Origin of the sequence: Thiocapsa rosea (assembly GCF_003634315.1) — a bacterium.
In the GTDB taxonomy this organism is placed as follows: Bacteria; Pseudomonadota; Gammaproteobacteria; order Chromatiales; family Chromatiaceae; genus Thiocapsa; species Thiocapsa rosea.
The window spans coordinates 2,652,755-2,675,944 of sequence record NZ_RBXL01000001.1; the positions used below are offsets into that span (position 1 = coordinate 2,652,755).

28 protein-coding genes are annotated in these 23,190 nt (G+C 64.7%); 21 read left to right on the forward strand and 7 right to left on the reverse strand.

Annotation, left to right across the window (positions count from 1 at the left end):
• The first annotated feature begins 66 nt into the window (after nucleotides 1-66).
• The 11 genes from BDD21_RS11720 (at nucleotide 67) to fdxB (ending at nucleotide 9,663) form a co-directional block, all read left to right on the forward strand.
• Entirely contained in the window at nucleotides 67-396 is a 330-nt protein-coding gene (locus tag BDD21_RS11720) for a FeoA family protein (protein WP_120797327.1), read from the forward strand.
• Nucleotides 393-2,909 (forward strand): ferrous iron transport protein B, encoded by a 2,517-nt coding sequence (feoB, locus tag BDD21_RS11725; protein ID WP_120797328.1) that lies wholly within the window; start codon nucleotides 393-395, stop codon nucleotides 2,907-2,909. The genes BDD21_RS11720 and feoB overlap by 4 nt, the downstream gene beginning before the upstream one ends.
• Nucleotides 2,910-3,078: 169 nt before the next feature.
• A complete protein-coding gene (locus BDD21_RS11730; protein WP_147431064.1) occupies nucleotides 3,079-3,444 on the forward strand; it encodes a hypothetical protein in 366 nt (121 codons plus the stop codon).
• Nucleotides 3,445-3,584: 140 nt separating this feature from the next.
• Nucleotides 3,585-4,223 (forward strand): hypothetical protein, encoded by a 639-nt coding sequence (locus tag BDD21_RS11735; RefSeq protein ID WP_120797330.1) that lies wholly within the window; start codon nucleotides 3,585-3,587, stop codon nucleotides 4,221-4,223.
• Nucleotides 4,224-4,477: 254 nt separating this feature from the next.
• Nucleotides 4,478-5,941, forward strand: a complete 1,464-nt coding sequence (gene nifE, locus BDD21_RS11740) for a nitrogenase iron-molybdenum cofactor biosynthesis protein NifE (RefSeq protein WP_120797331.1) — start codon at nucleotides 4,478-4,480, stop codon at nucleotides 5,939-5,941.
• On the forward strand, nucleotides 5,934-7,325 hold the full coding sequence (gene nifN, locus BDD21_RS11745) for a nitrogenase iron-molybdenum cofactor biosynthesis protein NifN (protein WP_120797332.1): 1,392 nt from the start codon (nucleotides 5,934-5,936) through the stop codon (nucleotides 7,323-7,325). The genes nifE and nifN overlap by 8 nt, the downstream gene beginning before the upstream one ends.
• Nucleotides 7,326-7,505: 180 nt before the next feature.
• Entirely contained in the window at nucleotides 7,506-7,997 is a 492-nt protein-coding gene (locus tag BDD21_RS11750) for a NifB/NifX family molybdenum-iron cluster-binding protein (RefSeq protein WP_120797333.1), read from the forward strand.
• Nucleotides 7,994-8,449, forward strand: a complete 456-nt coding sequence (locus tag BDD21_RS11755) for a SoxR reducing system RseC family protein (RefSeq protein WP_120797334.1) — start codon at nucleotides 7,994-7,996, stop codon at nucleotides 8,447-8,449. Before BDD21_RS11750 ends, BDD21_RS11755 begins: the two co-directional genes overlap by 4 nt.
• 60 nt (nucleotides 8,450-8,509) lie before the next feature.
• A complete protein-coding gene (locus BDD21_RS11760) occupies nucleotides 8,510-8,983 on the forward strand; it encodes a NifX-associated nitrogen fixation protein (RefSeq protein ID WP_120799880.1) in 474 nt (157 codons plus the stop codon).
• 119 nt (nucleotides 8,984-9,102) lie between these two features.
• Complete coding sequence (locus BDD21_RS11765; protein ID WP_007195531.1) at nucleotides 9,103-9,318, forward strand: CCE_0567 family metalloprotein; 216 nt, start codon at nucleotides 9,103-9,105, stop codon at nucleotides 9,316-9,318.
• Nucleotides 9,319-9,351: 33 nt separating this feature from the next.
• On the forward strand, nucleotides 9,352-9,663 hold the full coding sequence (fdxB, locus tag BDD21_RS11770) for a ferredoxin III, nif-specific (protein WP_120797335.1): 312 nt from the start codon (nucleotides 9,352-9,354) through the stop codon (nucleotides 9,661-9,663).
• 299 nt (nucleotides 9,664-9,962) lie between these two features.
• On the opposite strand, the gene BDD21_RS11780 is transcribed toward fdxB, so the two are convergent.
• The 3 genes from BDD21_RS11780 to BDD21_RS11790 all read right to left on the reverse strand — a co-directional run bounded on the left by BDD21_RS11780 (nucleotide 9,963) and on the right by BDD21_RS11790 (nucleotide 11,622).
• Nucleotides 9,963-10,232 carry a PAS domain S-box protein gene (locus tag BDD21_RS11780; RefSeq protein WP_211335035.1) on the reverse strand — a complete coding sequence of 90 codons (270 nt, stop codon included), beginning with the start codon at nucleotides 10,230-10,232 and terminating at the stop codon, nucleotides 9,963-9,965.
• Complete coding sequence (locus BDD21_RS11785) at nucleotides 10,205-10,600, reverse strand: response regulator (protein ID WP_245969550.1); 396 nt, start codon at nucleotides 10,598-10,600, stop codon at nucleotides 10,205-10,207. The genes BDD21_RS11780 and BDD21_RS11785 overlap by 28 nt, the downstream gene beginning before the upstream one ends.
• Nucleotides 10,601-10,947: 347 nt before the next feature.
• Nucleotides 10,948-11,622, reverse strand: a complete 675-nt coding sequence (locus BDD21_RS11790; RefSeq protein ID WP_120797338.1) for a YiaD family glycine zipper/OmpA-like lipoprotein — start codon at nucleotides 11,620-11,622, stop codon at nucleotides 10,948-10,950.
• A gap of 342 nt (nucleotides 11,623-11,964) precedes the next feature.
• Between BDD21_RS11790 and BDD21_RS11795 the strand changes: the two genes are divergently transcribed.
• The 7 genes from BDD21_RS11795 (at nucleotide 11,965) to BDD21_RS11825 (ending at nucleotide 19,621) form a co-directional block, all read left to right on the forward strand.
• On the forward strand, nucleotides 11,965-12,531 hold the full coding sequence (locus BDD21_RS11795) for a DUF2878 domain-containing protein (RefSeq protein WP_120797339.1): 567 nt from the start codon (nucleotides 11,965-11,967) through the stop codon (nucleotides 12,529-12,531).
• A complete protein-coding gene (locus BDD21_RS11800) occupies nucleotides 12,524-13,318 on the forward strand; it encodes a DUF1295 domain-containing protein (protein ID WP_120797340.1) in 795 nt (264 codons plus the stop codon). Before BDD21_RS11795 ends, BDD21_RS11800 begins: the two co-directional genes overlap by 8 nt.
• 348 nt (nucleotides 13,319-13,666) lie before the next feature.
• Nucleotides 13,667-14,377, forward strand: a complete 711-nt coding sequence (locus BDD21_RS11805; protein ID WP_211335036.1) for a DUF6134 family protein — start codon at nucleotides 13,667-13,669, stop codon at nucleotides 14,375-14,377.
• A complete protein-coding gene (locus tag BDD21_RS11810) occupies nucleotides 14,374-14,913 on the forward strand; it encodes a lipocalin family protein (RefSeq protein WP_120797341.1) in 540 nt (179 codons plus the stop codon). Before BDD21_RS11805 ends, BDD21_RS11810 begins: the two co-directional genes overlap by 4 nt.
• 525 nt (nucleotides 14,914-15,438) lie before the next feature.
• Nucleotides 15,439-17,280, forward strand: a complete 1,842-nt coding sequence (gene cydD, locus BDD21_RS11815; protein WP_120797342.1) for a thiol reductant ABC exporter subunit CydD — start codon at nucleotides 15,439-15,441, stop codon at nucleotides 17,278-17,280.
• The gene (gene cydC / locus BDD21_RS11820) at nucleotides 17,277-19,010 is read left to right on the forward strand and encodes a thiol reductant ABC exporter subunit CydC (RefSeq protein WP_120797343.1); all 1,734 of its coding nucleotides are present in this window, start codon (nucleotides 17,277-17,279) and stop codon (nucleotides 19,008-19,010) included. Before cydD ends, cydC begins: the two co-directional genes overlap by 4 nt.
• Nucleotides 19,011-19,051: 41 nt before the next feature.
• Nucleotides 19,052-19,621: a Uma2 family endonuclease gene (locus BDD21_RS11825; protein WP_120797344.1), complete on the forward strand. Its 570-nt coding sequence runs from the start codon at nucleotides 19,052-19,054 to the stop codon at nucleotides 19,619-19,621.
• A gap of 158 nt (nucleotides 19,622-19,779) precedes the next feature.
• On the opposite strand, the gene BDD21_RS11830 is transcribed toward BDD21_RS11825, so the two are convergent.
• Nucleotides 19,780-20,166: a cupin domain-containing protein gene (locus BDD21_RS11830; protein WP_342769622.1), complete on the reverse strand. Its 387-nt coding sequence runs from the start codon at nucleotides 20,164-20,166 to the stop codon at nucleotides 19,780-19,782.
• Nucleotides 20,167-20,387: 221 nt separating this feature from the next.
• Between BDD21_RS11830 and BDD21_RS11835 the strand changes: the two genes are divergently transcribed.
• The 3 genes from BDD21_RS11835 to BDD21_RS29200 all read left to right on the forward strand — a co-directional run bounded on the left by BDD21_RS11835 (nucleotide 20,388) and on the right by BDD21_RS29200 (nucleotide 22,253).
• Nucleotides 20,388-21,122: a DUF1275 family protein gene (locus BDD21_RS11835; RefSeq protein ID WP_170164742.1), complete on the forward strand. Its 735-nt coding sequence runs from the start codon at nucleotides 20,388-20,390 to the stop codon at nucleotides 21,120-21,122.
• Nucleotides 21,123-21,402: 280 nt separating this feature from the next.
• The gene (locus tag BDD21_RS11840; protein ID WP_120797347.1) at nucleotides 21,403-21,693 is read left to right on the forward strand and encodes a type II toxin-antitoxin system Phd/YefM family antitoxin; all 291 of its coding nucleotides are present in this window, start codon (nucleotides 21,403-21,405) and stop codon (nucleotides 21,691-21,693) included.
• Nucleotides 21,690-22,253: a PIN domain-containing protein gene (locus BDD21_RS29200; protein WP_425470240.1), complete on the forward strand. Its 564-nt coding sequence runs from the start codon at nucleotides 21,690-21,692 to the stop codon at nucleotides 22,251-22,253. The genes BDD21_RS11840 and BDD21_RS29200 overlap by 4 nt, the downstream gene beginning before the upstream one ends.
• Nucleotides 22,254-22,337: 84 nt before the next feature.
• Here the strand turns inward: BDD21_RS29200 and BDD21_RS11850 are convergent, their stop codons facing one another.
• The 3 genes from BDD21_RS11850 to BDD21_RS11860 all read right to left on the reverse strand — a co-directional run bounded on the left by BDD21_RS11850 (nucleotide 22,338) and on the right by BDD21_RS11860 (nucleotide 23,078).
• Nucleotides 22,338-22,640 (reverse strand): DUF2442 domain-containing protein, encoded by a 303-nt coding sequence (locus BDD21_RS11850; protein WP_120797348.1) that lies wholly within the window; start codon nucleotides 22,638-22,640, stop codon nucleotides 22,338-22,340.
• Nucleotides 22,637-22,792 (reverse strand): DUF4160 domain-containing protein, encoded by a 156-nt coding sequence (locus BDD21_RS29045; RefSeq protein WP_120797349.1) that lies wholly within the window; start codon nucleotides 22,790-22,792, stop codon nucleotides 22,637-22,639. The genes BDD21_RS11850 and BDD21_RS29045 overlap by 4 nt, the downstream gene beginning before the upstream one ends.
• Before the next feature lie 154 nt (nucleotides 22,793-22,946).
• A complete protein-coding gene (locus tag BDD21_RS11860) occupies nucleotides 22,947-23,078 on the reverse strand; it encodes a DUF4160 domain-containing protein (protein ID WP_120797350.1) in 132 nt (43 codons plus the stop codon).
• Nucleotides 23,079-23,190 lie beyond the last annotated feature (112 nt).

The window sequence follows — 23,190 nt, forward strand, 5'->3', positions numbered from 1 at the left end:
AGTCGGCCGCGCTTACACTGACAACACCTTTCAGTTCGTGCGTCTACTCTCAACTCGAGTCCTCCCATGTCCCGCATCCCCGATCCCCCGTCCCGCACGCTGAACGACATCCCACCGGGGCAGCGCGTGCGCATCCGTGGCCACCGCTCCGCCGGGGCGGTGCGCCAGCGCCTCCTCGACCTGGGGTTGATGCCGAACACGGTGGTGACGATGGTGCGCAGCGCCCCCCTCAACGATCCGATCGAGATTCGGCTTGCGGCCGGCAGCATCACCTTGCGCCGACAGGAGGCGGCGACCGTCGAGGTCGAGGAACCCGACGCGGGCGATGACCCGCGGCCGGAAGGCACCGACGCCGGTCCATCTGCAAGCCCGCCCGCCGAGGGGTCTCGCCGATGAGCGCGAGCAAACCCCTGCTGGTGGCCCTCGCGGGTCAGCAGAACGCCGGAAAGTCCACACTCTTCAACCTCTTGACCGGGGCGCGGCAGCACGTTGCGAACTATCCGGGCGTGACCGTCGACAAGAAGTACGGCCAGTACGCGGATGCCGAAGGCGCGGTCCGGACGGTGGACTTGCCCGGGACCTACAGCCTCACCTCGTTCTCGTTGGAGGAGCGGGTCGCACGAGACTTCCTGCTCGCCGAGCGCCCGGACGTGACCGTGAATGTCGTGGATGCGTCGAATCTTCAGCGTTCGCTGCACCTGACGCTTCAATTGCTGGAGATGGGCCTGCCGACGGTCTTGGCCCTGAACATGATGGACGTGGCCGCAGGGCGCGACATCCGCATCGACCAGGACGCACTCGCGCGGCGGCTCGGGTTGCCGGTGGTGCCGACGGTCGGGCGCAAGAATCAGGGCCGCGAGCCGCTGCGACAGGCCATCCGGGAGCGGGCCGCGGCGAACGAGCCCGCCGTCGGCACGGCGCCTCCGGTGGACTACGGGGCGCTGGAGCCGGCGATCACCGAGCTTCGCACCGCGCTCGACGCGCTCGATAGCCTCGGCGACACGCCTCGCCGCTGGCTGGCGCTGAAGCTTCTGGAGGGCGACCTCCAGGCCGACCGCCTGCTCGCGAGCAGCGTCGGCGATGCGATCGCGCAGCCGTTGCTCACGCGCGCCACGGACCTGCGCACGGCCTTCGCGGCGGCGCAAGGGCGCTCGGTCGGGGACCACGTCGTCGCCTGTCGCGACCGCGCCGTCACCGCGCTGCTCGCCGGCGTGCTGAGCGGTGCGGCCGGCGGTCGTCCGACGCTGACCGAGCGGATCGACCGCGTGGTGCTGAATCGCGCTGCGGCGCCCTTCTTTCTGGTCCTGACGGTCTTCATGATCTACCAGGTCTCGATCGTTTGGGGCTACGAGCTGACCACCTACACCTGGCCGCTCCTGGCCGGCCTGCGCGAGCTGATCGCCGGGCTGCTGCCGGCCGCCGGGTTCCTGAACGATCCCTACACGCGCGCTATGGGGCTCTGGCTCGTGGACTCGGCCAATACGCTGCTCAACTACGTGCCGATCTTCCTGATCCTGTTCGCGGCCATCGCCATCATCGAGGACACGGGCTACATGGCCCGCATCGCCTTCATTCTCGATAAGATCCTGCATCGCTTCGGGCTGCACGGGCAAAGTACGCTGCCGCTGATCTTAGGCGGCGTGTTTGCCGGCGGCTGTGCGGTGCCCGGCGTCATGGCGACCAAGGGGATCCCGGACCACCGGGCGCGGATGGCGACCATCTTTGCCGTGCCCTACATGAACTGCCTGGCCAAGGTTCCGCTCTATACGCTCCTGCTCGGTATCTTCTTCGTCGAGGATAAGACCTTGATGATGTTCTACATCTCGACGATGACCATCATCTTTGCGCTCCTGGTGTCGAAGCTCCTGACGGTCACCCTGCTGCGCGGGCAGGAGACCTCGCCGTTCGTCATGGAGCTGCCGCACTACCACCTGCCGACCCTGTGGGGTGTGCTGCGCCGCTCGTTGGAGCGCACCTGGCAGTACGTGAAGAAGGTCGGCACCGTCGTGCTTGCGGTCGCCGTGGTCGTGTTCACTTTGCTGCATGTGCCGGGTTTGCCGGCGGAGCGCAGCGCCCATTTCGAGCAGCAAGGGCAGGCGGCGGTCGCGCGTTTCGAGCAGGCGCTGGCCGGCAACGCCTATCATGAAGCCGTCCTCGGCGGCGGTGCCGAGTCGCTGGTCGACCTGCTGAACTTCGAGACCGACTACAAGCGGGCACGGCTCAACGCCAAGGGCGAGGCCGGCTCCAAGGCGGTGGCCGAGCGCTTCGAAACACGCAACCCGAGCTTCTATGCGCTGGTCAGGCCGCCCTCCGCCGACCAGGACGCGAGGCAGGCCAGCCGCGCCCTGCGCGATCTCGCCAGGGTGCGCCAGACGCTGCGACGCGAGATGCGCGAGGAGCGCATCACCCACTCCGTGCTCGGCAGCATCGGTCGCGGGCTCGAGCCGGTCACGCAGTTCGCGGGCTTCGACTGGAAGATCAATGTCGCGCTCTTGGCGTCGTTCGCCGCGCGCGAGAGCAGCGTCGCAACGCTGGGCGTGCTGTTTCAGCAGGACGACGACACCAACCAGACCCTGGAGCAGCGCATGGGCGCCGAGACCGCGGCCGGCGGGGCGACCGCGCTGATGGCCGTCGCGCTCATCCTGTTCTTCGCGCTCTATCCCCCGTGTCTCGCGACCACCATCATGGTCAAGGTCCAGACCGGCTCGTACAAATGGATGCTGTTCTCGATCGTCTTCCCGACGCTGCTCGGGCTCGCCGTCGCCAGCCTGGTCTACGGTATCGGCACTGCGATCGGGGCGAGCGGCATCCAGGTGATGACCGCAGTCTACCTTGGCGCGTTGGCCCTGCTGATCGTGGTCGGCTTGATCGGCGGGCGGCGCACCATCCGCCGAGGCCTGCCCGCCTGAGGGAGACTCGGGTCACGAGGCGATGACTGGACTGCGTCTCCGATCCGTGGGCGTGGCGGCGATCGATTACGACAACGACAAGGGCGGGAAAGGTCTTCCATCGTCGAGTTGTTTGACTTATTTTCTTGCCGTTCCCTACCACCCTCATGGTCAACCCGACGAGTATCCGATGACCGATCAGATCACCGAGCAGCTCGGGCATCCGGCCGATTCCGCCGCGCCATCGGTTACAGGGGAGGTGAAGGCATCCGCGCAGCTCCAGTCCATGGCCTCCGAGATGGCGGTCGATCGCACGCCTGCGATCGACATCTCGGCCGAGCAGCCCGTCGGCTGGCTCGATCTGGCCGTTGTCGCAGCGGTGGTCGCCGTCGCGCTGGTCTATCTCTACGGAAAGCTGTGGCGCCGTGGCGGTCGCTGCGACGGCTGCGGCAAGGGTGCGTGCGGCGTCGTCGATCGGGTGGCGGACAAGTCCCGGTCGTCGCATGCGGTACCGGTGGCAATTCCTCGAAAGCCTCCGACTCGCGAGGCCCGATGAAGGTGTGTCTCCGGGCCGCGGGGATGCTCGCCGCGCGGGATCCGCAGGTGCAGTGCGGGACTTCGTCCGAGCGGCACCTTGTCGCGAAGCCGGCGGTCCGGCCTCCGGGCGGTCGGGCTTAACGCGTATTCAACCCGGCGATGCCCAACACACGTGCACGGGCCACCGACCACAGTCATCCCCGTCCGGGTCGCGGGGCTCCGCCGGTGCTGCTCGTCATCGGCGCGCACCGCGGCGAGCTGGGTTTCGGCGAGCAGGTTGCTGCGCGTCTCGATCCGGCCACCTTCGCCGTGCTGCGAATCCCGCTCGGTCTGTCCGGCCAGCGCCCGCTGCCCGACGAGCTGGCGAGCTGGCGGCGACGCCACGGCGAGCTGTATTTGCAGATCCTCGAACGCGTAAAGCCCGGCCAGCAGCTGATCATCGACCTGCATACCGGGATCGATGAGCTGCGTCGCTCGGCCGACGTCTTCTGCGCCGCCCAGAGCCTGCTTGCGCGCATCGCCTCCGCGGGTCCCCTCGACGGCGACCCGGTCAGAGGCATCCAGCTCGTGGCCGACACCGGCGGCGCATTCGCCGATTTGGCCGGTGTTCGCCCGTTCCCGTTCCCGCTCGCGCGACCGGATCTGCCGCCGATGGTGTGGGACCGTGCCACGCCCCGCTATGTCGGTGTCGAGGTGTATATCGCCCGCGAGGGCAGCGGAAGCCCGGACGAACACGCCTTCGCAGCCGATCTGCTCCGGCGCATCGTTGCCTGCGCGATGGCCGGTGGCGATCGCTGACCCGAGTTCCCCGGCTGATCGCGACACACGTGGCCGGTGTCCCATCCCGGCATGGTGTAACCCCGGCGTTTTCGTTCACGTGCGTAATGGCTGCTCCGTGCCCGTGAAATCACCATAAAGGATTGCGGGGATTTCAGACATCCATCGTGTCGGGAAACCGACAGACACATGCTCTTCTCTCATTAAAACAAAAGTATAGCGATTGGCATAGCGCCTGCTTAAGAAGCTCCAAAGCGAACGCCCTTGGAGCCTTCATGAAACAAAAAGAGATCGCCGCGCTGCTCGACGAGCCGGCGTGTGCGCACAACACGAAGGAAAAGTCGGGTTGCGCCAAGCTCAAGCCCGGCGCGACGGCCGGCGGCTGCTCCTTCGACGGGGCGCAGATCGCGCTTCTACCGATCGCGGATGTCGCGCACATCGTGCATGGCTCCATCGCCTGTGCGGGCAACTCCTGGGACAACCGCGGTGCGCGTTCGAGCGGTCCGAGCCTCTACAAGATCGGCATGACGACGGACCTCACCGAGCAGGACGTCATCATGGGCCGCAGCGAGAAGCGGCTGTTCCTCGGGATCAAGCAGGCGATCGACAGCTACAAGCCCGCGGCGGTCTTCGTTTACAACACCTGCGTGCCCGCCCTGACCGGCGACGATGTCGGTGCGGTCTGTCGGGAGGCGCAGAAGCGGTGGGGCACGCCCGTGGTGTCGGTCGACGCCGCCGGCTTCTACGGCACCAAGAATCTCGGCAACCGGATCGCCGGCGAGACCATGGTCGCCCAGGTCTGCGGCACCCGCGAGCCCGATCCGGTCCCGCCGGGGATCGAGCACGAGGGTTTCAAGGTCCACGATGTGAATCTGGTCGCCGAGTACAACATCGCCGGCGAGTTCTGGAACGTCTTGCCCCTGCTCGACGAGCTGGGTCTGCGTGTGCTCTGCAGCCTGTCCGGGGACGCTCGCTTCCACGAGGTGCAGACCATGCACCGCGCGGAGGTCAACATGATGGTCTGCTCCAAGGCCATGATCAACGTCGCGCGCAAGCTCAAGGAGTCCTACGGCACCCCTTGGTTTGAGGGCAGCTTCTACGGGGTCGCGGACGTCTCGCAGGCGCTGCGTGATTTCGCGCGGATCATCGACGACCCGGATCTCACCCGCCGTACCGAAGCGCTCGTCGCCCGCGAGGAGGCCAAGATCCACGCGGCACTCGAGCCCTATCGGGCGCGTCTCCAGGGCCGCAAGGTCCTGCTCTACACCGGCGGGGTCAAGTCTTGGTCGATCATCTCGGCCCTGCAGGATCTGGGCATGACGGTGGTCGCGACCGGCACCCGCAAGTCCACGGAGGAGGACAAGGCGCGCATCCGTGCGCTGATGGGCGAGGACGCGGTCATGATCGAGGACGGCAACCCGCGCGGCCTAATCGATCGGGTCAGAGAAAACGACGTCGACATCCTGATCGCCGGGGGGCGCAACCTCTACACGGCGCTCAAGGCCCGTATCCCCTTCCTCGACATCAATCAGGAGCGCGAATTCGGCTATGCCGGCTATGTCGGCATGGTCGAGCTGGCGCGCCAGCTCTGTTTGACGGTCGAGAGTCCGATCTGGGATGCGGTGCGGCGTCCGGCGCCCTGGGCGGCGGCAGAGGGGCAAACCCATCCGATGCCGGCGAAGTCCCTAGGGCTTGCCGCAAGCGAAAGCGCCCCTGTCGAGGTGCAGTCCCATGCCTGAGATTATCAAACGCAACAAGGCCCTTTCGGTCAGCCCGCTGAAGGCCAGCTCGACCGTCGGCGCGGCGCTCGCCTTCCTCGGCTTCAACCGGACCATCCCGATGTTGCACGGATCCCAAGGCTGTACGGCCTTCGGGAAGATCTTCTTCGTGCGTCATTTCCGCGAGCCGATCCCCTTGCAGACCACGGCGATCGATCAGGTCAGCGCCATCATGGGCAGCGAGGCGCAGGTCGTCGAAGGGCTGAAGACCATCTGCGAGAAAAGTGCGCCGGACCTGATCGGTCTGCCGACCACGGGCCTGGTCGAGACCCAGGGCGCAGACATCGCGATGGCGGTGCGGGTCTTTCGCGAGACCTGGCCGCAGTTCGCGGGGATCGCCGTCGTGCCGGTGTCCACGCCGGACTTCACCGGCTGCATGGAGTCCGGCTACGCGCAGACGACCAAGGCGATCATCGAGACGCTCGTCCCGACCCGCGCCGAGGCCGGCACTCGGCCGGGGCGTCGCGAGCGTCAGGTGAATGTCCTGCCTGGATCGCATCTGACGCCCGGCGACATCGAGTATCTGAAGGATCTGATCGAGGCGTTCGGTCTGTCCCCGATGGTGCTTCCCGATCTCTCGGACTCGCTCGACGGCCATCTGCCCGAGACCGACTACAACCCCCTGACCATCGGCGGGACCCGCGTGAGTGATTTGGCGAGCGTCGGCGATGCCCTGGCGACCCTGGTGATCGGCGCCTCGATGGACGCGGCGGCCGATGCCTTGGCGGAGCGCACCGGCGTTCCGGATTATCGCTTCGCGCATCTGATGGACATCGATGCCGTCGACGGGCTCGTGATGACGCTTGCGCAGATCGCCGAGCGCCCGGTCCCGGCTAAGATCGAGCGCCAGCGCGCACAGCTCCAGGACGCTCTGCTCGACTGCCACTTCATGCTCGGCATGTCGCGCTTTGCGATCGCCGCGGAGCCGGATTTCTTGGTCGGCTTCAGTCGGATGCTCGCAAGCGTGGGGGCCGAGGTGGTCGCCGCCGTGGCCCCGGCCAACGCCCCGGCCTTGCAGGATGTTGTCGCCGAGCAGGTGAAGATCGGCGATCTGGAAGATCTCGAGATCGCCGCGCGCGAGCGCGGCGCCGAGATCCTGATCGGCAACTCGCATGCGGTCCACTCCGCGGAGCGACTGGGCATCCCCATGTTGCGCGCCGGTTTCCCGCAGTACGACCGGGTCGGCGGCTTTCGGCGGACCTGGATCGGTTATCGCGGCACGCGCGACGCCATTTTCGATCTGGCCAATCTGCTGCTCGGCGAGGAGCGCGGGGAAATCCATCCCTATCGCTCGACGCTCAAGCAGCGCCCGGACGACGTCTGCGCGGAACCACGCCCGCACTGACGCAGCGTCATGGCGTCGCGAGTCCAAGCCGCGTTTCGAAACGATGGTCTTGGCATGAAGCGGTCTCGATTCATTCATCTTAAAGCGCGGCAGTCATGGACCGCGACGTCGGCAACCGGACCACAGCCCATGAAAGACACGCAAGCTGCGGCCAAAAAAGCGCTTTAAGGGAGGTTCCTTGTGGGAATGGAACGACGACTGAAGGTCCTGTGCATGAGCGACGAGGCGACATCGATGGAGACCGAGACACGCATCAAGGCGGCCTTCGCCTCCTCGGACATGAAGCAGATCGACCAGCACTTCGGCGCGGCCGAGTCCTTCGTCGTCTACTCGATCGACCCGCGCGAGTATCACTTGCTCGAGGCGATCCAGTTCGCACGCCTTGCGATGGACGGCAACGAGGACAAGCTCGCCGCCAAGATCGCGGCGCTCGAGGGCTGCGACGTCGTCTATTGCGAGGCGGTCGGGGCATCGGCCGTGAGCCAGCTTCGCGCCAAGGGAATCCAGCCGATGAAGGTCAGTCCGGGGACCTCGGTCAGCCGTTTGATCCGCGACCTGCAGGGCGAGCTGCGCGACGGCCCGAGCGCCTGGCTTGCGCGCGCGCTCGCCGGCCGGGCCCCGGGGCGCAACCGGCGCTTCGATGCGATGGAGTCGGAGGGCTGGAGCGAATGATCGAGACGCCCGCGACCGTCGTCGATGTGAAGCCGGGCGTTGCCTGGGTCGAAACCGTTCGGCAGAGCGCCTGCGGACACTGCGAAAGTGCCGGCAGTTGCGGCACCTCGGTGCTTGCAAAGGTGTTCGGTGCGCCTCGGAGTCGCTTGCGGATCGACGACGCGCAGGGGCTGTGGGTCGGCGAGCAGGTCGTGATCGGCATCCCCGACGGGACTCTCGTGCGCGCGTCGTTCGTCGCCTACCTGCTGCCGCTGGTGTTCCTAATCGCGGTCGCCGGCGTGGCGACGCACCTCGGCGCGGGCGAGGGGAGCGTGGCCCTGCTCGGTATCGCCGGTCTCGGGATCGGCCTCTGGCTGAGCGGCCGATTGACCGGCGGGCAATCCGCCCGCGAGCGCTACAGCCCGGTCCTGGTGCGCCGCGGGGCCTCCGCCGATGTTCCGATGCCGTTCTGAATCACACGCTGCACACACCACATGTCCAAGATGGACAGTCACTTAGAAGAGGAAATCACCATGACCGAGGCACTTGCCGGAATCGCCAACAACGAGGGCCTGATGCAGTCCCAATTCGTGCTTGAGATGGACCGCCAGATGCGCGCGATCGATCCCTACGGCGAATTCGACGCACTCTCCTCCGAGCAGCTCCTGGAGCCCTTCATCTTGACCAAGGAGAAGCGCCAGCAGATCCCCTTGGTGGGTGATCCCGACGAGACCGTCGTGGCGCGGATCAAGGCGTACTACAACGCTATCTCGGCCATGATCGAATCCGAATGCGGACTGATGGCCGTGCCGCTGGTCCACCTGAGCCACGAAGGGTTCGGGCGTGTCGTCATCACGGTCGGCAAGCTGGTCGTGCTGGACCGCTCGCTGCGCGACGTGCACCGCTTCGGCTTTCCGACCCTTTCGAAGATGAAGGACGAGGCCGACAAGGTGCTGTCGGTCGCGCTCGAGCTGATCGGCGAGCATTCCAAGGTGGCCGGCCTCTAAATCGCGCGGCTGTGATCTGCGTTGTCCGCGTAGGACTTGGGACTCCTGGTTGTCCTCGACCTTCGCGGGCGCGATTGAGGTGATTCAAAACATTCAGGCGTACGTAGGAGGTCGGGGGCATGACAGGTGATGAGATTCGCGCCTTGGAGAAGGCCGTGAGCAAGGCGAAACGGATCGCTACCGAGCGGGCGGGTGAGCTGCATGACCTGGTCGAGGACCGATTGCCTGCAGGTTACGAGGAGATTCCGGGCATCGCTCAGGCGACTTACGACGCTTGCCTTGCCTGGGCGCAGGCCAATGCCGCGCTCAAGGCGGCTCAGGCCGAAAGCGCCTGAACAAACCCACTTTCCGAACCTGGAGAAACACCCATGAGTATCGTCACCGGCATTACCCGCGGAGGCGTCGAATGGACGCCTGCGTTCATCGAGAGCATCAACCAGAACAACTGCATCGGCTGCGGCCGCTGTTATAAGGTCTGTCCGCGCGATGTCTTCGAGCTGGTCGACCGCGAGGATCTCGATCTGGAAGAGCTCGACGACGAGGGCGACGACGATTTCGACGAGGCGCCCGGGATGGTGATGAATCTCAAAGACGCGCTCGACTGTATCGGCTGTCAGGCGTGCTCGCGGGTCTGTCCCAAGAAGTGTCTCTCGCACGAGCCGCTTGCGGCAGCCGCGTAGCAGGACTGCAGCGCTCGGAGTTTGGTGCGCCGCCCGTCATTCGGCCGAGCGCTGCTGCTTGATGGCGATGTCCGTGAACAAATATCACGCCCGCCCAGTCATGGAAGACCTGTCTGCGCTCCGTCGTCGACGACATCGACCCGCATGCCGTGTGGCATCCCCGATGACGATCGGCTCGCGCTGCAGCAGGGGATCCTGCTCGACCGCCAGCGCGAGTCCACGCACCCGCGCGCGCTCGGCCATCAGCGCCGCTGAATCGCGCAGCAGCGCGCCGAGAGCGAACGGGGCAGATTCGAGGATCAACTTTCCCGACTCGATCCGAGCAGGCTCCCGACGTCGTAGCCGAGGATGTGACAGAGGCGCGCGTTGACCTTGATCCAGCGTCCATCCGGGGCGACCATGGCGATGCCGACCGCCGCTTGCTCGAAGGTTCCATGAAAGCGCTCTTCGCTCGCACGCAGGGCGTCCAGATCGCGGCGGCGGCGTAAACGCTCGACCAGCAGCAGACCCAGCACCACAGTGAACAATGGATGGATGATCATCACCGGCAGGCTGATGGTCGCGAGCACCGTGCGGGCCATCTCCCGCCGCGACGCTCGACCTCGGCTTCGAGTCGGACGTTCTCGTCGCGCATTCTGTCGCGTGCCTGCTTGAGTTCGAGATGCGTGCGGACCCGCGCGAGTACGGTGGCGGGATTCACCGGCTTGCCGATGTAGTCCACGGCACCGAGTGCAAGACCACGGTGCTCGTCCTCGTTCGCGCTCAGGGCCGTGACGAAGATGACCGGGATGTCGTGGGTCTGCGGGTCCGCCTTGAGGTGTTTGATGACCTCGTATCCGTCGAGGTCCGGCATCATGACATCGAGCAGGATGAGGTCCGGGATCGGCGCACTTGCGGCGACCTTCAGTGCGCGCGCGCCTGAGTTGGCGACCCGCACCCGACTAATCCGGCAACAGCAACCCGCTCAGGACGCTCAGGTTCTCCGGGGCGTCATCGACGATCAGGATCGTCGGCTTGTCGGCCATGTCGGTGTGTTCCGCGCCGCGAGTAAGGACCGGCCCACCTCGGTCATCGCGTCATCGCGTCATCGTGCGAGGCGCCGTGTCGGATCTCGGCTCCCGCGATCCTGCGTCCTTCGAATGGACCACGCCGAAAGCCGAGTCTCGGCCCGATCCTTCCGGCTCGATGGCTCAGGGGTTGCTCCGCTCGACCGGCCTGCGGGGATCGTGAATCGGCCGATCGAGCGACTTGCCGGATTGACTGCTCGGATACTGACTGCTCGGATCAGGCCGTAATGGGCACGATGGTGATATCGACCCGGCGGTTGAGCCGTCGGCCCGCTTCCGTCTCGTTCGAAGCGATCGGCTGATTCTTGCCGTAGCCGGTGGCGATGATGCGCTGCGGCAACACGCCGTCGCCCTCCATATAGTACTGAACGGCACCGGCGCGCCGTTGGGAGAGGAGTTGGTTGTGCTGCGCGGAGCCAGTGCTGTCGGTGTGTCCGGAGATCAAGAGCTCGGTCTTGCCGTATTTTTTGACGATGGCGGAGATCTTATCCATCGTGCTGTAGAAGCCGGGCTGGATGCGGTCGGAATCGATCTCGAAGGTGGTGGCCCCGGTCATGCGCACCAGCAGTTGATCGTTCGGCAGTTTCTGCACGCTGATCATGCCGCTGGCGATCTCGTCGGCGAGGGCCGCCTCGAAGTCCTTGCGTTGGTTTTCCATGTAGGCGCCGACGGCGGTTCCGACTAGAGCACCGCCGACCGCGCCGATCAGGGCGCCGCGTCCAGCGTTGGCGCTGAGCGAGCCGATGATCGCACCCGCGGCTGCCCCTCCGGCGGTGCCGAGCGCCGCTCCCGCGCCGGTCTCGGTCAGGCCGGAGCCGTCGGCGGCGCAGCCCACGACGAGAACGGCGGCAAGGGCGGACGCGGCGAGGCGGTTCAACGGACGTGCTGTCATCTGGGGTCTCCCGAGGCGATTCGAATTTAAACCGCGCCCAGCGCGGTATGCGATGTTTTTGGATGGGATCGGCCCCGGCAGACGTGACGGCCGCTGGAGTCGGCGCGGTTTAGGGGTCGAAGATTCCAACAGGCGATCATAACAGAGACGCGTGCGGCTCGTGTCGGGGAGGCATGGCTGAAATGGCCTCTTTTCATGCTGCGTCGTCAGCGTGTCGGCGCTCATCGCTCATGTGATCCTTCACACGCTGCGAATGGGTGTGAATCGGTGGCTACGCTTGTCTCGGGACGGAGCGACACAACATGTTCCCGAACGAAACGCCAATCGCGGGACACGCGAACCATGCTCAGACTTGTCGTCAACCTTGTCGCGTTCCAGATTGCCTGGTTTGCCTGCGTGCTGGGCGGTGCGCACGGATGGCCTTGGCTCGGGGTCGGCGTGGCCGCGCTGGTCGTTGTCTTGCACCTTCGGATGTCCGCCGCGCCGCGTCGCGAGGCGATGTTGTTGACGCTCGTCGGCGCCATCGGCGCCGTATGGGACGGCTTCCTGGTGCGCTTCGGGTTTCTTGAGTATTCATCCGGCATGCTTCTGCCCTGGCTTGCCCCGATCTGGATCATCGCCATGTGGGTGGCGTTTGCGACGACCCTGAACGTCGCGTTGAGCTGGCTGAAGGGGCGTTGGACCTTGGCGGTCGTGCTCGGCGCGATCGGCGGGCCGCTCGCCTTCTACGGCGGGCACAAGCTCGGCGCAGTCGCCTTCCCGGACACCTTTGTGGCGATGGCCGTGCTTGCGGGCGGCTGGTCGTTCCTGATGCCGCTGAGCGCTTGGCTGGCGCAGCGATTCGACGGCGCCGGCTTTCCCAAGACGGCTGCCTTGACCACACTCACGGAGAACAGCGCAGGTGTTTGATCTCGATCTCTATCTCACCGGCTTGGGCGCCGCGCTCGGCATGGGTCTCGGCGCCTGGCTCGTCAGCTTGAAGCTGAACGACGTGAGCATCGTCGACTCGCTCTGGTCGCTCTTCTTCCTGCTCATGGCCGCGGTCTTCCTGCTCGGGGCGCCCGAGGTGGGTGAGCGCGCCTATCTTGTCTTCTTCCTGGTGACCCTCTGGGCGGTGCGGCTGAGCGTCTTCATCACCAAACGCAACTGGGGCCACGGCGAGGACCGGCGCTACCAGGCCATTCGGGCGGAGAACGAGCCGGGTTTCCGCTGGAAGAGCCTGTACATCGTCTTCGGTCTGCAGGCGATCCTGGCCTGGATCATTGCGCTTCCGCTGTTGGCGGCGACACTCGGCACCAGCCCGCTCGGATGGCTCGACTACGCGGCACTGTCGTTTTGGCTGGTCGGGCTCTTTTTCGAAGCCGTCGGCGATCAACAACTGGCCGACTTCAAGGCCCGGCCCGAGAACAAGGGCAAGGTCATGGATCAGGGGCTTTGGCGCTACACCCGTCATCCCAATTATTTCGGCGAGGCGTGCATCTGGTGGGGCTACTTCCTGTTCGCGCTCGCGGCCGGCGGCTGGTGGACGATCGTCTCCCCGGTGCTCATGACCTTCCTGCTGCTGCGCGTGTCCGGCGTGGCCTTGTTGGAGAAGGATATCGGCGAGCGCCGCCCGGCTTACCGCGACTACATCGCGCGCACCAACGCCTTCTTTCCGGGGCCGCCGCGGCGGACCGGGAGTGATTCGAATATTTAAACCGCGTCCAGAGCGAAATGCGTCATTTTCACGTTGTGTTCAGCGTCGGAGGCTTCCTCGATCTCGGCGAGACGCGGTTTAAAAAATTAATTTTTTCAATTCCTTAAACCGCGCCAGATCCGACAACTGTCGGAGCTGGCTCGGCCAAGTAATTCCAAGTAATTCCAACAAATGACGCATAACGCACCTGGCGCGGTTTAGAACGTCAAGGGCCGGGTGGACAAGCGTCGTAGGGTAGACGAGCGACAGCGAAGTCCACCGAGTTCAGCGCCGTCGCTGGTAGACTGCGCTGCGCTTATCCACCCTACCGGCCTGCTTTTTGAACAAGGTCTATCGGGAGAGATGAAGATGAAAACAGAACAACGCCGGTTGCGGTCGCGACCCGCGACGGAGCCGCAGGTGCCCGCCCGCCGTCGCTGGTGGCCGGCTGCCGCGGTGGCCCTGATGGTCGGAGCCGCACCGTGGGTCTCCGCCAGTACCGAGTCGGAGAATCTGAGGTTCAAGGTCTTCCTCGATCAGGATCCCATCGGCGAGCACAGCTTCGATATCCGCGCGCTCGGCGAGGAGGCGCAGGTGTCGAGCCGCGCCAGCTTCGATATCAATTTTTGGATCTTCACCGCCTACAGCTACCGTCACGAGAGTCGCGAGACCTGGCGCAACGGCTGTCTGCAGAGGATCGAGGCCAGCACGGACGACAACGGCAAGGACTATCGTGTTCGGGGTGAGGGAAGCGGGGAGGCGCTTGCCCTGTCGGTCAACGGCGAGTCGCGTCGTCTGCCCGGCTGCGTCATGACCTTCGCCTATTGGGACCGAGATTTTCTGGAGCAGGACCGTCTCCTGAACCCTCAAACCGGCGAGCTGGTGCCGGTGCGTGTTCAGCCGCAAGGAACGGACTCGGTCAGTTTCGGCAGCGAAGAGGTCGCTGCGGCGCGCTACAAGCTCAGTACCGACGAGCTCGAACTGATCCTCTGGTACTCGGACGAGCACGGATGGATCGGGCTGGAAAGCGATACCGGCAGGGGTAAGACGCTGCGTTACCAGCGGGTGGCGCCGACATGAAAAGACTCTCGGCAATTTTGCTCACCACACTCGTGCTCGCCTTTGCGAGCGGCTGCACCGAAGAAGGAGGCGCGCCAATGGATACCGTCAAGCAGGTCGATCTCGAACGCTTCATGGGCAAGTGGTACGTGATCGCCAACATCCCGACCTTTGTGGAGAAGGGCGCCCACAACGCGGTGGAGTCCTATGCCCTGAACCCGGACGGCACCATCGCCACCACCTTCACCTTCAACAAAGACGGCTTCGACGGGCCGTTGAAGACGCACAATCCGAAAGGCTTCGTGCGCGATACCGACACCAACGCCCTCTGGTGGATGCAGTTCATCTGGCCTTTCAAGGCGGACTTCCGCATCGTCTGGCTGGAGCCCGATTACAGCATCACCGTTATCGGCCGGGCCAAGCGCGACTATGTCTGGGTCATGGCCCGCGAGCCCGAGATCCCGCAGGACAAATACGACGAGATCGTCGCCTTCCTCGGGGGGCTCGGCTACGACACGACCAAGATCGAGAAGGTGCCGCAGCGTCCTGGTGGGTGAGATGCCTGGCGAGTGAGACACGTGCGGGGGATTGTTGCGACCTCCCGCACACCGCTTTCCGGCAATGCGCTTGACGGCTCAATCCGGCTCGCGGATGAGTGCTAAACCGCGTCCAGAGCGAAATGGGTGATTTTCACTTTGTGTTCGGCGTCGGAGGTTTCCTCGATCTCGGCGAGACGCGGCTTAAAATTTAATTTTTTTAATCCTTTAAACCGCGCCAGCTCCGACAGTCGTCGGAGCTGGCGCGGCCAAGCCATTCCAACACATGACGCATACCGCACCGGGCGCGGTTTAACGTGTGGGCCGGCGCAAAAATTCGAGCCTTCTCCACAACTGACGCATGCTTAAACCGCGCCGGCTCCAACGGTCGCCAAGTCTGCCGGGGCCGATCCCATTCAGCAACATCCCATACCCCGCTGGGCGCGGTTTAACTGTCATGTGAGTTTTTTCGTTGCCCTGCCGGTCGTCCCTTCCTTATCCTCCCTCGATTCGGGTCGACCGACCCGCCTCCAGGCAGATCGCATCATGTCCGTCAACGTTTGGCTCAAGTCTCATCGTCCGCTCGCCGGTGCGGCGCTGAAGCGCACAATCGGGCTCGGGGTGGGGCAGGGCCTGCTCGCCATCGCACAAGCCTGGTTGCTTGCCTTGATCCTGAACGCCGTGATCTTCGAGGGGGCGGGCCTGATCGAGATCGGGCTCTTGATGGCGGTCCTGCTGGGGCTCTTCTTGCTGCGCGGCTTCACCGTCTGGCTGGGCGAGTGCTCGGCCTTCGAAGCCGCTGCACTGGTCCGCGCCGGGTTGCGCGATCAGGTGTTCCGCCACCTGCAACGACTCGGCCCGCGCTATCTGGCCAACGAGCGCAGCGGTGCCTTGGTCGAAATGCTTACCAAGGGGATCGATGACCTGGAGGGCTATTACGCGCGCTTTCTTCCGGCCATGACCCTGACGATGATACTGCCCGTGGTGATCCTGGTCGTGGTCTTTCCGGCGGACTGGGTTGCGGGTGTGGTCATGCTGGTCACCGCGCCTTTGATTCCGCTCTTCATGATCCTCATCGGATCGAGCGCTCAGTCCAAGAATCAGCGCCAATGGAAGGAGCTCGCGCGCATGAGCTCGCACTTCCTCGACGTCATCCAGGGCCTGACTACACTGAAGCTCTTCGGGGCGAGTGCTCGCGAGGCGGACGAGGTCGCACGCATCTCCAACGCCTACCGCACCAGCACCATGCAGGTCTTGCGGGTCGCCTTTCTCTCCTCCGCCGTGCTGGAGTTCTTCGCCGCCATCGGCATCGCCATCATCGCGGTGTTCGTCGGCTTTCGGCTCTACGGGTTGGTGATGCCGCTGCCGGATTGGCTGACGGCGCTCCCCGAGATCACCTATCTGCAGGGACTCTTCATCCTGATGCTGGCGCCCGAGTTCTATGCCCCCTTGCGCAATATGGGGGTCCAGTATCACGCGCGCATGGCGGCCTCCGCTGCCGCCGAGCAGATGATCCGGGTGCTGGATGCCGAGCCGGAGGCGCGATCCGCACCCGATGCGAACGCGCCCGATCGGTCCGCGTCCGGTCATGCCCTGCTGCAGGCCCCGCGCCCCTTCGGTCTGCGTTTTCAAGACGTGCATTTCAGCTACGAGGCGGGCCGCGATGCACTGCGCGGCATGGACTTCGAGGTTCCGGCCGGTGCCCGCGTCGCGTTGGTCGGGACCAGCGGGGCCGGCAAGACGACCGTGATCAACCTCCTGCTGGGCTTTCTCTCGCCGACCTCGGGGCGGATCCTGATCGGCGAGCAGGCGCTCGCCGACCTCGATCTCGAGGAATGGCGCAGCCACCTTGCCTGGGTTCCGCAGCAGCCGCGTCTCTTTCAGGGGACGATCGGCGACAATATCCGGCTCGGTCGCCCGGATGCGGATCTCGAGTCGGTCCGCGCGGCGGCCCGTCGCGCCCGTGCCGCCGAGTTCATCGAGGCGTTGCCCGCGGGCTACGACAACCTGGTCGGCGAGCGCGGCGCCGGTCTCTCGGGCGGTCAGATCCAACGCATCGCACTCGCCCGCGCCTTCCTGCGCGACGCCCCGCTGGTCATCCTGGACGAGGCGACCGCCAACCTCGACCCCCAGAGCGAGCGCTTGGTGCAGGAGGGCATCGAGGAGCTGGCCAAGGGTCGCACCCTCTTGGTGGTCGCCCACCGGCTCGCGACCGTGCGCCGGGCGGATCGAATCCTGGTGCTCGCGTCGGGCCGGGTGGCCGAGTCCGGGACGCACGAGACCCTCTCCGCATCGAACGGGATCTACGCGCGTATGATCGCGGCCTACGGCCGGACCGCCCCCGGTCAGGCCGACCCTTGGAATCCGGGGCAGGAGAACGACCGATGAAGGAGCTGTTGCGTCTGTGGAGCCTGTTTCGGCCCTATCGCGGATGGATGATCGCCGGCACCCTGATCGCCCTGCTGACCCTGATCGCCAACGTCGCGCTCATGGCCTTGGCGGGCTGGTTCATCACCGCCATGGCGGTGGCCGGTGTCGCCGGGGTCGCCATCAACTACTTCGCGCCGGCCGCGCTCATTCGGCTCAGCGCCATCGTGCGCACCGCCGGCCGCTACGCCGAGCGCCTGGTCAACCACGAGGCCACCTTCCGGCTGATCGCCGAGCTGCGGGTCTGGTTCTACCGCCATCTCGAGCCGCTGGCCCCCGCGGGTCTGCAGCAGTATCACAGCGGCGACCTGCTGAGCCGTATCCGTGCCGACATCGACGCCTTGGACAACCTCTATGTTCGGGTCATCGTGCCCGTTGCGGTCGCCGCCATCAGCACGGTGCTTTTCTTTGTCTTCCTGCTGCTGCACGACCCGCTGCTGGCGCTTTCCGGGCTCGCCTTCCTGCTGATCGCCGGCGTCGTCTTGCCTGTCTGGTCGCAAGGGCGTGGTCGGGCCCCCGGGCGTCGGCTTGCCGAGGACGAGGCCGAACTGCGTGCGGCTGTCATCGACGGTGTTCAGGGCATGGCCGAGCTGACGATCTACGGAGCGAACGCGCGCCAGGCCGAGCGCGTCGACGCCCTGGGGCGGCGCCTGATCGCCGATCAGGCCCGTTTGAGCAGCGATCACGGCGTCACCCAAGCGGCGGTCGGTCTGAGTGCGAGCCTGAGCCTCTGGGTGCTGCTCTGGTTGGGCATTCCCATGGTGCACGACGGCACCCTGATGCCCCCGCAGCTGGCCATGCTCGCACTCTTCACGCTGGCGAGCTTCGAGGCCGTCGCCCCCTTGCCCCATGCCTTCCAGCTCCTTGGGCGGACCCTGGCCGCGGCGCGGCGGATCTTCGCCATCGTCGATACCGATCCGCCCGTCGTCGAGCCGACCGCACCTTCGCCTCGCCCGGAGCGTTTCGACATCCGCTTCAGCGGTGTCGGATTCAGCTATCCGGGGGCCGCAACACCGGCGGTCGCCGACATCCATCTCGATGTCCCGCAAGGCACCCGCGCCGCGGTCGTCGGCGCTACCGGCTCGGGCAAGAGCACGCTCTTCAACCTGCTGCTGCGCTTCTGGGAGCCGGATGCCGGAGACATCAGTATCGGCGGTCACTCCATCACCACCTTCCGCGGGGACGACCTGCGCAGCCATATCGCGGTGGTCAGCCAGCAGACCTATCTCTTCGACACCACCATCCGCGAGAACCTGCAGATCGCCGCGCCCGAGGCCACGCAGGAGGCGATCGAGGCCGCCTGCCGCGTTGCCCAGATCCACGACTTCATCAGCGAGCTGCCCGACGGCTACGGCACCTGGGTGGGGGAGACCGGCGTGCGTCTCTCCGGTGGACAGGCGCGGCGCATCGCCGTCGCCCGCGCCCTGCTCAAAGATGCCCCCATCCTGCTGCTGGACGAGCCCACCGAGGGCCTCGATGCCGAGACCGAATGCAGTCTCATGCAGGCGCTCGACCGGCTCATGGTCGGGCGTACCGTGCTGCTCATCACCCACCGGCCCGCCGGGCTGGACTGGGTGGATAGCGTCCTCGTTCTCGACAACGGGCGCGAGGTCGCACGCGGCGATTCCAACGTCATCCCGGAAGCCACGCAAGGGGCCTTGCTGCGAGACGCCGCGGGCGCGGTGGCGTAAGCTCACGGTGAGCAAGCACATCCCGGCACAGGACAATCCTCATGACCCAACCCGCGGCGCTTCTTCACATCGGTCTCGACGACTATCTGCAAGGCGAGCTGGCCAGCGACGTCCGCCACGAGTATGTCGCCGGTCAGGTCTTCGCCATGGCCGGAGCCGGCGAGTCGCATAATCGCATCGCCGGAAACCTGTTTTTTCACTTGCGTGCATCCACCCGCGGCACGCCCTGCGGCGTCTTCATCAGCGACATGAAGGTGCGGGTGGCGGCACACGAGGCATTCTATTACCCCGACGTGCTCTTGACCTGCGACCCGCACGACCGGGAATCGCTCTACAAGACATCGCCCTGTCTGATCGCCGAGGTGCTCTCGCCCTCGACCGAGATCATCGACCGTCGCGAGAAGCTGATCGCCTACCGGACCCTGCCGTCTCTGCGCGATTATCTGCTGGTGGCACAGGACAGCCGCCGCGTGGAACGGTTTCGGCGTACGGAGGCGGGGGATTGGCGCCACGAGATCCTCGAGGAGGGTGAGCTGACCTTCACCTGCGGCGGACTCGAGGTGCGCCTGTCCGTGGCCGATCTTTACGAAGACGTCGTGCTTGATGGGTGAACCCGAAGGAGCCTGAGCCGGAACGGGGCGAGTGCAGCACCGCGGAAGTCTCGATACCGCCTCCCGAGTACGCCGACTTCAGTCGGCACCTGGGGGAGGCGGACTTCAGTCCGTCGTCGACCCAAGCTCGAATGGCCTCGGGAAACGCGCGGCGTTGCCTAGACAACGGACCGGGCGATGGATCGGATCATGTCTGCCGCATCGGGATAGGTCCGAGCAAGCTGCTCCACGTCGCCGATCTCGACATCGGACGGGATCACCCCAAGCCACTCGGTGCTGCCGCCGAGAAACCAATGACCGTTGCCCAGGAGCCGGGCCGTGTGAAAGGCGTCCCCCGGAATCGGAAACTGCATGTGCTGTCCGTCGGCCAGGGCCGGGCCGATCACGACGCGATCGTGGGTTCCGTCGGGCTTCAGAAGCAACAGCTCGATCGGATCGCCGAGATAAACCGCGCCCAGCGCGGTATGCGATCTTTTCGGATGGGATCGGCCCCGGCAGACTTGACGGCCAGTGGAGTTGGCGCGGTTTAAGATATCGAAAAATATGTCATTTTAAACCGCGTCCCCGCTAAGGGCCGTGGAAGCACCAGACGTCCAACTCACTCGAAAATACGCGTCTCGCTCTGGACGCGGTTTAATGTATTAAAAAATATAAAAGTCTAAACCGCGTCTAACTGGAGTCGAGGATATCTCCGAAGCCAAACGCACAATGAAAACGACGCCTGTCGCTCAGGACGCGGTTTAGGCGCACAGGATTTGGAATGCACATGAATTGGCGCTCCGAGATCTCCCCCCTGTTGCTGACCCTGGCCGCAGCCGGCGTGGACGCCATGGTCATCCTCGGCTTCAATGTCCTCACCGCGGCCCAGACGGGAAACACCGTCCTGCTGGCGGTTGCCGTTGCGCGCGGAGATGCCGAGACGGGCTTGAGTGCCGCCGTCTCGGTCGCTGCCTTCGTTGCGGGTGCGGTTGCAGGGGAGGTTCTCTGTGGTTGGTCCACATCGGGCCATCGGCGCGAACCTGGCATCCTTCCGGCGCTGCTGATCGAGATCCTCCTCCTGATCTCCCTCCTCATGCTTTGGTTGCCGGCCGAGCCCGTCACCGGCCGCTCCGCAATCGCCGTGGTCGCGCTTGGCGCATTGGCCATGGGGGTCCAAAGCGCGGCCGTACTCCGGCTGCAGGGTCCCTCGACCACCTACATTACCGGAATGCTGGCCACCTTCAGTACCGGATATGTCCGCTGGATCCGCGCCGCTCGACACCGCCGTCCCCGGACCCGGCCGGCCGAGTCCGACGCAAAACATCCGCCTGACCGCCTACCCTGGCGCAACGGCCTCATCTGGGTGGTCTACCTGAGCGGCGCCATCGTGTGCGGAATACTCTTCCTCCGCTCAGGCGTGCTCGCCCTTCTTGTCCCGATCGCAGCCATCTGCGCGGTTATCGCCATCCTGGTCTCGGCACCGGCCGAGAAGACAGGCGGTGGCGCCGGGAGCTATCAATAGCTGACCGGCTTCCGACGTCCAGGCGCTCGACCATCGCCCGCATGTCGAGCACCGGGATCCGCGGCGGACTGTCAACGCCAAAGAGCACCGGGGGCACAGGAACCCGACGGAGTTGCCGTCCGTGACAGGGTGCCGTTAGATCTCCCGATTCTCGGACAGACCCAGCGGGCGTGAATTGAGTTTGCCCCCTTTGCCGCTCCCTGCCGACTCCGAAGCCGCATTGTCGTCCTGACGGGATGTGCAGTAGCATGGCCATCAACCTAGCCACCAGTGTAAGCCCATGGCCGAGACATCGATTGCCGAGGCAAGGAACCGACTCACCCACCTCATCTATCAGGCCGAGCGCGGCGAGACGGTGCACATTACGCGCCGCGGTCGACCCGTTGCCGTGCTGCTCTCGGAAGCCGAGTACGGTCGCCTGAGCCGAGGTGCGGTCCGGCCAACGTTCTGGGACGCAATTCGGGAGATGCGCGCGGATCCCGAATTCGAACCCATCGATCTGCAGTCCGAAGAGATTGAATCTTGGCGCGATCGCGCAGCACAGGACCGCGGCTTCGAGTGGTCCGAATGAAATACTTGTTGGACACCAACGTGGTCTCCGAGCCGATCAGAGCGCGGCCCTCGGTGTCTGTCCTCTCCGGCATCGAGGCGCACGCAACGGAACTGGCCGTCTCGGCCATCTCCTGGCAGGAGATGCACTACGGGCTTGAGCGTCTGCCGCCAGGCGCACGTCGGGATCGGATCCGCGCTTACCTGGAAGAGCGCGTTCACCCCACCCCACCCTGCCCATCCTATCCTTCGACGCGGCGGCCGGCGAATGGCAGGCGCGCGAACGAGCACGTCTGGAAAAGATCGGGCGCACGCCTTCCTACGCCGACAGCCAGATCGCGGCCATCGCCGCCGTCAATGGGTTGGTTCTCGTCACCCGCAACACCGAGGACTTCGCGGACTTCTCCGGCCTCATCGTCGAGAACTGGTTCGATCCGAAAACGGAACCGAGGCCTGAGTGATGGCCCGCTGCGCCTATTGGAGGCTCAACGCCTCACCCGAGCCGCCGCGATTGGCCCCGTCTTGGAGCCGAATAAAGGACGGGCTCAATTAAATCCGGCAGAAGGGGGAGAATCTAAGTGAGCCTGGCCCCTTTCCTTTTTTCCGCGCGGGCATTCAGTCAAGTAAACTGCCCCCGAAACTGGCTCTCCTTCATGGCAGCGTTAATTAAGTAAACTGTCCCCGGAACTGGCGTCCCCGGAACTGGCGGAACTGGGACAATTGTTGGGCGATCTCTGGTGGCGCTGGCATCAGATGTGCCTCAATGGTATCTGCAGAAAGATCTGCGCCACAGGCCCACTCAATAAAATACCCTCCGTTGTGAATAGCGGAGAACTCATCAAAATCTTGGAGGGCTGCGAAGACTTCCCCTTCCAGGTAAGGCTTCATATCAAACAGCCCTGTCGCACCCTCGTCAGAAGCAACGAGAAGAACATGCTCACTTAAAGGTATGACTTCAGCGATTCTCATTGATCGAGCCCCCTGATGGGAAAAGGCTTTTTCCCGTTGACCGCGAGATCCCAATTGGCGATTAGCTCATCTTCGTGGATGGCGATCCAGGCTACTACCATTTTGTGCTTTTTCGGAGGCAGCTTGCCAGCGAGCAATTCTCCGTCCGATATCGAGTAAACCTAGAAAGAGCAGTTAAAACGCAAAGGCGCAAAGGACGCAAAGGTGTTCAGTGCCTTGTTTCAATGACGCCCTTCACCCAAAGGGTGAACGTCGTTCGCATTGCAGTGTCTTGTTTTCCTTTGCGTCCTTTGCGCCTTTGCGTTTTCAAATGCCGGATTTAGGGTAAACGGCGACTTGACCTTGGAACTCAGCATGAATGTGAGGGGCATTGTGCTTTTCCGTGTCATAGAAAAACATCCGTATCAAAATTCCGTAGAACATTGAGATTGTAGGCATCTGCACCTGTCCCTCATTTGGAGCCCGACGTGTTGCCTAGCCCAATACTGCGCTGGCACGGCCTTGAAATCCTGCGCGGAGCTTGTTGCGCAGTATTGGGTCGGCGCTGGGC